Genomic DNA, 7,194 nt, shown 5'->3' with positions numbered 1-7,194 from the left:
ACGTGACGCCGCGCTATTGCGAGGCCGACCCTTATGAGGGCGGCAAGCAGGCGGTGGCCGAATGCTGGCGCAATTTGACCGCCACCGGCGCTCTGCCGCTGGCCGCCACCGACAACCTCAATTTCGGCAACCCGGAACGGCCCGAGATCATGGGCCAGTTGGTCGGCGCGGTGAAGGGCATCGGCGACGCCTGCCGCGCGCTCGGCTTCCCGATCGTCTCCGGCAATGTCTCGCTCTACAACGAGACCAACGGCCAGGGCATCCTGCCAACCCCGACCATCGGCGGCGTCGGGCTGATCGCCGACTGGTCGAAGATGGTGCGGACCGGCTTTGCGGCCGAGGGCCAGATGATCTTGCTGGTCGGCGCACCCGCGTCCTGGGGAACGCATCTCGGGCAATCGGTCTATATGCGTGACGTACACGGCCGCACGGATGGCCCGCCGCCGCCGGTCGACCTCGAGCATGAGAAGCGCGTCGGTGACCATGTGCGCGCGCTCATCGCATCCGGCATCGTCACGGCGGCGCACGACGTTTCCGATGGCGGTGTCGCCGTTGCACTTGCCGAGATGGCGATGGCGTCCGGAATCGGCGCCGCCGTTCCCGGTCTTGTCGGCACCGACCCGATCCCGGTCTGGTTCGGCGAGGACCAGGGCCGTTATCTCCTGACGCTGTCGATCGATCCGCATGGTGACGAATGGGACGCCATTCGCAAGCAGCAGGGCGAACTCGGCATCTTCGCGCCGTGGATCGGCTCGACCGGGGGCAGCGCGCTGAAGCTTGGCGACGCCAGGGCAATCCCGGTCAGCGAACTCTCCGCGGCGCACGAAGGCTGGTTCCCCCGCTTCATGGACCAGGCCAGTTGACGAGAGCATGATCCCGAAAAGTGGGAACGGTTTTTCGGGAAACTCATGATCAATCACAGGAAACTGGCTGGTCGGGCGCTGATTGCAGTCGTCTTCTGGCCGTCGTTGTTCTTCTTCTGGTTCCTGGGACCGTTCGTCTTTTTCCTGCTGTCGACAACCTCGAGCGAGGTGTGCATGCGGCTGGAAACGCGCGCGGAGTTCCTTGCCGCGGCCAATGGCGCCATCCCCATGCTCATCGCGCAGAATCTCATCTACGCGGTCCCGATCATCTGCCTGGTTCTGTGGGACCGCCTGGCGCCGGATCCGGCACGGGCAAGGCATATCGTCACCTGCATCAAGCTTTTTGCCAGCGCGGTGGTCGTAGGCGCGTTGTGGGAGTACGGCTCGTCGCTCATCTGCGACGGTTATGGCCAAGGGTTCTTCTCACCGGCTTGGCAAATGACGAGCTATCTCCCCATTGTCGGCCTTGTGCTCAACGCGCCGCTCTATGTGCTGGCCTTTAGCCTTGGCCGTGCTTTCTCGACACGCGACGACGTTGCCGAGGATGAAGCAAGCCCACCGGCCTAGTCTTTCTCTGAAGCCGTCGGGCCGTCTTGCCGTTGGTGGGACAGAACGGCTTCAATCCGGACCGGAAAGGCTTTAGGCTCGCCCGACTCTCATCTTATGGCCTGACACCGGCCGCTCGAAACAGGATTTTGCCATGGCAATGGATGCCCACGACATCGAAAAACTGATCAAGGACGGCATTCCGGACGCCAAGGTGACGATCCGCGATCTCGCCGGCGACGGCGACCATTATGCGGCCGAGGTGGTGGCCGAGAGCTTTCGGGGGAAAAGCCGCGTGCAGCAGCACCAGATGGTCTATGACGCGCTGAAAGGGAATATGGGCGGCGTGCTGCACGCACTCGCCTTGCAGACCAGCGTTCCCGACTGACCTTAGCGCTTGGCCCAACACGGCTCATCCTTTGCGCCATTTCAGCCACGGCACGGCTAACGTCTTGTTTCGAGCAATCGTTGGGTTTATTTGAAGGGATATGTTTCGAGCCTGACTCCCACAGGCGGGAAAGGATATTCCATGAGCGGTATCAACGACTACATCGACAATGAAGTGAAGGGCAACGACGTCGTCCTTTTCATGAAGGGCACGCCCGGTTTCCCGCAATGCGGATTTTCCGGCCAGGTTGTCCAGATCCTCGACTATATCGGCGCCGACTACAAAGGCGTGAACGTCCTGGACTCGGCCGAACTGCGCCAGGGCATCAAGGAATACTCCAACTGGCCGACGATCCCGCAGCTCTACGTCAAGGGCGAATTCGTCGGCGGCTGCGATATCATCCGCGAGATGTTCCAGGCCGGTGAGTTGCAGACATTCCTCGTCGAGAAGGGCGTCAGCGTCAAAGGCGCCGCCTGATTTCTGTTTTGTGCATGCCCGAAAATCGACGTTGATTTTGGGCATCGAGCACCAGGCACCCGGGGCAGCCCCACCTCGGCAATTTTCATGTCCTGAACCCAGGACCAGGACGAGCCAATGCGCCGGCCCGCCGGCGCATTTTCGTTTGAAAGATCGGACTTGCCGTGGACCAGCCAAAACCAGCGCCGCAATCGGCAAGCAAACTGCCCATTCCGCGCTGGGAGTTCATCGCCCTGTGCGCGGCGCTGATGGCGCTGAACTCGCTGGCCATCGACATCATGCTGCCGGCGCTGCAGCAGATCGGCGCCACGCTCGGCGTCGAAAATGAAAACCACCGGCAGTACGTCATAACGGCCTACATTCTGGGCTTCGGCGGCGGACAGTTGTTCTTCGGGCCGATCTCGGATCGCTTCGGGCGTCGCGCACCACTGGTCGCCGGGCTGGTGATCTATGTCGCCGCGGCCGCGGCTGCCGCCATTGCGCCAAGCTTTGAGACACTTCTGCTGTGCCGGGCCGTGCAAGGCATTGGTGCGGCCGCCACCCGCGTCATCGCCGTATCGATCGTGCGCGATACGTTCGACGGCCGGCGCATGGCCGAGGTGATGTCGCTGATCTTCATGGTGTTCATGGCGATACCGGTCATTGCTCCCGGCATCGGCCAGTTCATCATGCTGTTTGCGACCTGGCATTGGATCTTCGTCACCATGGCCGTCGGTGCGCTCCTCGTCTCGGCCTGGTCGCTGCTGCGCCTTCCTGAAACGCTGCATCCCGAACATCGCCGGCCGTTGACACTCAACTCCATTGTCGGCGGGTTTCGCATCGTGCTCACCAACCGCATTGCGATCTGCTATGCCTTCGCCAGCACCTTCATCTTCGGCGCCATGTTCGGCTTCATCGCTTCGGCGCAGCAGATCTATGTCGACATCTTCCATGTCGGCGAGATGTTCCCGGTCATCTTCGCAGGCGTCGCGGGCGTGCTCGCCTTCTCCAACTTTCTGAATTCGCGCCTTGTCGGCCGCATCGGCATGCGCCGCCTGTCGCAGAGCGCGCTGCTGCTGTTCCTGGTCATCAGCCTTGCCTGGCTGATCGTTTCGCTGGAAATGAAGATGCCGCTCTGGCTGTTCATCACCTTCTTTGCCTGCGCCATGCTTCCGTTCGGTGCGCTGGGCGCGAACTTCAACGCGCTGGCCATGGAGCCGCTCGGGCAACTGGCCGGCACGGCGTCGTCGATCCTCGGTTTCATGCAGACGTTTCTCGGCGGCATTCTCGGCACGCTGATCGGCCAGGCCTTCAATGGCACGGTGACGCCGCTGGCCGCCGGCTTCTGCAGCGTGTCGATCGCGGCGCTGCTGATGATCTTCATCGCCGAGCGCGGCAAGATGTTCCAGCCGCAGAACGCGCCCGTTTCAGGGCACATCACCGACTTGCATTAGGATGCACCCTCAAGGGCTGCCGTGAACCGAGGGGCGAGCATACGCCCCGCGATTGCTTCACCCATGCTGTCCGAAAAGGGCAATGGCAGAGCATCATCGAGTGCCCTGAGAATGGATGCCACGAAGGCACGGCTGCGCTGGGCATCGGTTCCCAGATCGGCATATGTGGCGCGAGGCTTGCCGATCAGTGTGCCGTTGCGGCGAAGCGAGAACCGCAGGGTCAGGGACATGCCCGCGGTTCCGGGTGGCGGTTTCCAGCAGGCATAGATAGCGTCCGACATCTCCCTTATCGTATCGACAGGATCGGAACTGCGACAACTGCGCTCCTGCGATCTTGCTTCCTGGGAACTGGTAGACAGAGCGGCGGCAAGAGCCGCGGCGACAAATGCGAACCGGGGTTTCATTCGAGAGCCTCCGGATTTGCGTGAAATTGCACCGCTCCTTCGGCTAACGCAGGAATCGTTCCTATTGCGCCCAAAGCTCGCGACGCAATTCGTGCCAGCTTTCCTGGTCTGGCGCGACAAGCAGGCCGCCGCCGAGATGCGAGGGCAGATAGGTGCTGCCGTCGAAGCGCGCGGCATGGCCGCCGGCCTCGGCATGGATCAGCACGCCGGCCAGATGATCCCACGGCATCAGCTTGTTGTAGACCACGAAGTGGGCATGGCCGCTCGCCAGCAGGCGGTATTCGTGCGCGGCGCAGCGATAGGCGAATTGCGACAGGATCTTCGTCTGGTTGCGCGCCAGCCGCGACCGCTCCGGTTCGGGCATATATTGCCAGGAGACCGAGCCGGTCATTTCCGAGATCGGCGCGGGTGCCGCGACATGCACCTTCTCCAGGCTGCCATGCGCATGCCGGATATGGCTGCCGGCGCCCCTGGCGCCAATCAGCCAGTCCTTGCCGACGGGATCGTGGATGATGCCGGCAACCGTCTCGCCCTGGACCACGACCGCCAGCATGACGCCGAACAAAGGCACGCCGGAGGCGAAGTTGAAAGTGCCGTCGACCGGATCGATGACGAAGGCCAGATCGGCATCGCCCAAGCCATCGAGCAGTGCCGGATTGTCGGAACAGGCCTCCTCGCCGACGACCATCGCTGAGGGGTAGCGCTCAAGCAGCCTGGCGGTGATGAGCCGCTCGGCATTGACGTCGGCTTCGGTCACAAGGTCGGCGGCCGAGGTCTTCTGCCTGACATCGCCATCGCCCAGCCGGCGAAAGCGCGGCATGATCTCGGTCAGCGCCGCCTCGGCCAGAATGCCGGCCAGCCAATCGATCGCGGTGTCGTCAAATGTCATCGGAAATGTCTTGCCTTGTGGTGAGGGTGTCGTTGAGGGCAGCGAAGTCGAACAGCTTCCTGTCGAGCAGGTGCGATGGCCTGCTGTTCGACAGCGCGCGCAGCATCGTATCCTTGCGGCCGGGCATACGCTTTTCCAGGTCCTCGAGCATCGCCTTCATGGCATTCCGCTGAAGACCTTCCTGGCTGCCGCAGAGATCGCAGGGAATGATCGGGAAATGCATGGCGGCGGCGAATCTTTCCAGATCGGCCTCGGCGCAGTAGCTCAATGGCCGCAGCACCATGACGTCGCCGTCGTCGTTGAGCAGTTTTGGCGGCATGGCGGCGAGACGGCCGCCATGGAAGAGGTTCATGAAGAAGGTTTCGAGAATATCCTCACGATGGTGGCCGAGCACCAGCGCCGAGCACCCCTCCTCGCGCGCAATGCGGTAGAGATGGCCGCGCCTTAGGCGCGAGCAGAGCGAGCAATAGGTGCTGCCCGCCGGCAGCTTGTCGGTGACGAGGGAATAGGTGTCCTGATACTCGATCCGGTGCGCAATGCCGTGACTGTCGAGATAGTCCGGCAGGATATGTTTGGGGAAATTCGGCTGGCCCTGGTCGAGATTGCAGGCCAGAAGATCGACCGGCAAGAGCCCGCGCCATTTGAGGTCGAGCAGCACCGCGAGCAGGCCGTAGGAATCCTTGCCGCCCGAGAGCGCGACGAGCCAGCGCTGGCCGGGCTTGACCATCGAGAAATCCTCGATCGCCTGCCGGGTCAGCCGCAGCAGCCGCTTGCGCAATTTGTTGAATTCGACCGAGGACGGCACGTCGGCGAACAGCGGATGGAAGTCGCCTTCGCTGTCGGCGATCGGTTCGATGTCTGGAAGCATGTTCATGGCATGTCGCTTTCAGTGGCCAGAGCGCCGGGTTAGCGGACATGACCGACAAAGAAAAGGCCGCCTCGACGGGCGGCCTTTGCTTGGTGTCGCAGAACGCGCTCGTTTTAGCGCGAGTAGAATTCGACGACCAGGTTCGGTTCCATCTGCACGGCAAACGGAACGTCCGCCAGGCCAGGGATGCGCGAGAAGGTCGCGACCATCTTGTTGTGATCGGCTTCGATGTAGTCCGGCACGTCGCGCTCGGCGAGACCGACCGCTTCCAGAACGATGACCAGCTGCTTGGACTTTTCGCGCACTTCGACGACATCGCCCGGCTTGCAGCGATACGAGCCGATGTTGACGCGCTTGCCGTTGACGTTGACATGGCCGTGGTTGACGAACTGACGGGCGGCGAAAATAGTCGGCACGAACTTGGCGCGGTAGACGACCGCGTCGAGACGCGATTCGAGCAGGCCGATCAGGTTCTCCGAGGTGTCGCCCTTGCGGCGGTCAGCCTCTTCATAAACCTTGCGGAACTGCTTTTCCGAAACGTCGCCATAGTGACCCTTCAGCTTCTGCTTGGCGCGCAGCTGCAGGCCGAAATCGGAAAGCTTGCCCTTGCGGCGCTGGCCATGCTGGCCGGGACCGTATTCACGCTTGTTGACCGGGGACTTCGGGCGGCCCCAGATGTTTTCGCCGAGACGGCGGTCGATCTTGTACTTCGCGGATTCGCGCTTGCTCATCGCATTCCCTTTTCAAAACAATACACCCGGAACCTCATGGTCCGGGTGAAGGAAACGCGCCCTCCTCTGGCCTCCGTTTTCGAGACCTGACAGGGTTTTCCCACGCAACGCGGCGGAAAACCCACGGGACACGTCAGTTCAAACAAGATAGTAGAATTGGATTTCCACGCATCTTGCGCACATAAAGAAAACCACCGGGCATTGCGGCCCGGTGTTGGCGCGCTGATTAAACGGAGATTTAACCGGTGTCAAGCTTGTGGCTGGCGTAGGCCATGGCGACGATATAGCGTCTCTGGGTTGAGTACAGTGCCGGATGTGGCGGGAGGTTGCGCCAGCGGCATCAGGAAGGGACCGGAGCAGAGGAGCTACAATCGCATGAAGAAATTCTTCCTTACCCTGACGGGAGCCGCTGTGTTGGCGGGATCCATGGCGGTCCTGACACCGGAGCCGGCGGAGGCCAGGCATTGGCACGGACACCGGCATCACCAGGCTTGTCGCATCGTGATCAAGAAGAAGGTTATCTGGCGGCACGGCCACAAGAAGGTCATACGCTACAAGATCAAGCGCTGCAGCGGGCGCTGGTAGGCTCCTATCC

10 protein-coding genes are annotated in these 7,194 nt (G+C 62.0%); 6 read left to right on the top strand and 4 right to left on the bottom strand.

The window, feature by feature from the left end; genetic code table 11:
• The 5 genes from EN984_RS16385 to EN984_RS16365 all read left to right on the top strand — a co-directional run.
• On the top strand, positions 1-863 hold an 863-nt coding region (locus EN984_RS16385), incomplete at its 5' end, for an AIR synthase related protein (protein ID WP_245480076.1).
• A 45-nt stretch (positions 864-908) separates the two neighbouring features.
• On the top strand, positions 909-1,430 hold the full coding sequence (locus EN984_RS16380) for a hypothetical protein (protein WP_127269498.1): 522 nt from the start codon (positions 909-911) through the stop codon (positions 1,428-1,430).
• A 133-nt stretch (positions 1,431-1,563) separates the two neighbouring features.
• Positions 1,564-1,797 carry a BolA family transcriptional regulator gene (locus tag EN984_RS16375; RefSeq protein ID WP_010909092.1) on the top strand — a complete coding sequence of 78 codons (234 nt, stop codon included), beginning with the start codon at positions 1,564-1,566 and terminating at the stop codon, positions 1,795-1,797.
• A 141-nt stretch (positions 1,798-1,938) separates the two neighbouring features.
• Positions 1,939-2,274, top strand: a complete 336-nt coding sequence (grxD, locus tag EN984_RS16370; RefSeq protein ID WP_006332883.1) for a Grx4 family monothiol glutaredoxin — start codon at positions 1,939-1,941, stop codon at positions 2,272-2,274.
• Between the two features lie 209 nt (positions 2,275-2,483).
• Entirely contained in the window at positions 2,484-3,707 is a 1,224-nt protein-coding gene (locus EN984_RS16365) for a multidrug effflux MFS transporter (protein ID WP_164748976.1), read from the top strand.
• Here EN984_RS16365 and EN984_RS38830 read toward each other — a convergent pair.
• The 4 genes from EN984_RS38830 to rpsD form a co-directional block, all read right to left on the bottom strand.
• Positions 3,704-3,937 carry a hypothetical protein gene (locus EN984_RS38830; protein ID WP_236382783.1) on the bottom strand — a complete coding sequence of 78 codons (234 nt, stop codon included), beginning with the start codon at positions 3,935-3,937 and terminating at the stop codon, positions 3,704-3,706. The two genes, EN984_RS16365 and EN984_RS38830, sit on opposite strands and share 4 nt — an antisense overlap.
• Before the next feature lie 235 nt (positions 3,938-4,172).
• A complete protein-coding gene (locus EN984_RS16355; protein WP_127272588.1) occupies positions 4,173-5,000 on the bottom strand; it encodes an inositol monophosphatase family protein in 828 nt (275 codons plus the stop codon).
• A complete protein-coding gene (ttcA, locus tag EN984_RS16350; RefSeq protein ID WP_127271767.1) occupies positions 4,990-5,874 on the bottom strand; it encodes a tRNA 2-thiocytidine(32) synthetase TtcA in 885 nt (294 codons plus the stop codon). Before ttcA ends, EN984_RS16355 begins: the two co-directional genes overlap by 11 nt.
• Positions 5,875-5,981: 107 nt before the next feature.
• Positions 5,982-6,599 carry a 30S ribosomal protein S4 gene (rpsD, locus tag EN984_RS16345; RefSeq protein ID WP_023759539.1) on the bottom strand — a complete coding sequence of 206 codons (618 nt, stop codon included), beginning with the start codon at positions 6,597-6,599 and terminating at the stop codon, positions 5,982-5,984.
• 375 nt (positions 6,600-6,974) lie between these two features.
• Between rpsD and EN984_RS16340 the strand changes: the two genes are divergently transcribed.
• Positions 6,975-7,184, top strand: coding sequence for a hypothetical protein (locus EN984_RS16340; RefSeq protein ID WP_127271832.1), 210 nt, complete (start codon positions 6,975-6,977; stop codon positions 7,182-7,184).
• Positions 7,185-7,194: the final 10 nt, after the last annotated feature.

The sequence above is a fragment of the Mesorhizobium sp. M7A.F.Ca.CA.004.12.1.1 genome, assembly GCF_003997835.1.
Lineage (GTDB): Bacteria > Pseudomonadota > Alphaproteobacteria > Rhizobiales > Rhizobiaceae > Mesorhizobium.
This window is presented reverse-complemented; position numbering and strand designations above follow the sequence as displayed.

Excerpts from the sequence above, each read along its gene's own strand:
- EN984_RS16380 (WP_127269498.1), top strand. The coding sequence starts at position 909 with ATGATCAATCACAGGAAACTGGCTGGTCGGGCGCTGATTGCAGTCGTC.
- EN984_RS16375 (WP_010909092.1), top strand. The coding sequence starts at position 1,564 with ATGGCAATGGATGCCCACGACATCGAAAAACTGATCAAGGACGGCATT.
- grxD (WP_006332883.1), top strand. The coding sequence starts at position 1,939 with ATGAGCGGTATCAACGACTACATCGACAATGAAGTGAAGGGCAACGAC.
- EN984_RS38830 (WP_236382783.1), bottom strand. The coding sequence starts at position 3,937 with ATGTCCCTGACCCTGCGGTTCTCGCTTCGCCGCAACGGCACACTGATC.
- EN984_RS16355 (WP_127272588.1), bottom strand. The coding sequence starts at position 5,000 with ATGACATTTGACGACACCGCGATCGATTGGCTGGCCGGCATTCTGGCC.
- ttcA (WP_127271767.1), bottom strand. The coding sequence starts at position 5,874 with ATGAACATGCTTCCAGACATCGAACCGATCGCCGACAGCGAAGGCGAC.
- rpsD (WP_023759539.1), bottom strand. The coding sequence starts at position 6,599 with ATGAGCAAGCGCGAATCCGCGAAGTACAAGATCGACCGCCGTCTCGGC.
- EN984_RS16340 (WP_127271832.1), top strand. The coding sequence starts at position 6,975 with ATGAAGAAATTCTTCCTTACCCTGACGGGAGCCGCTGTGTTGGCGGGA.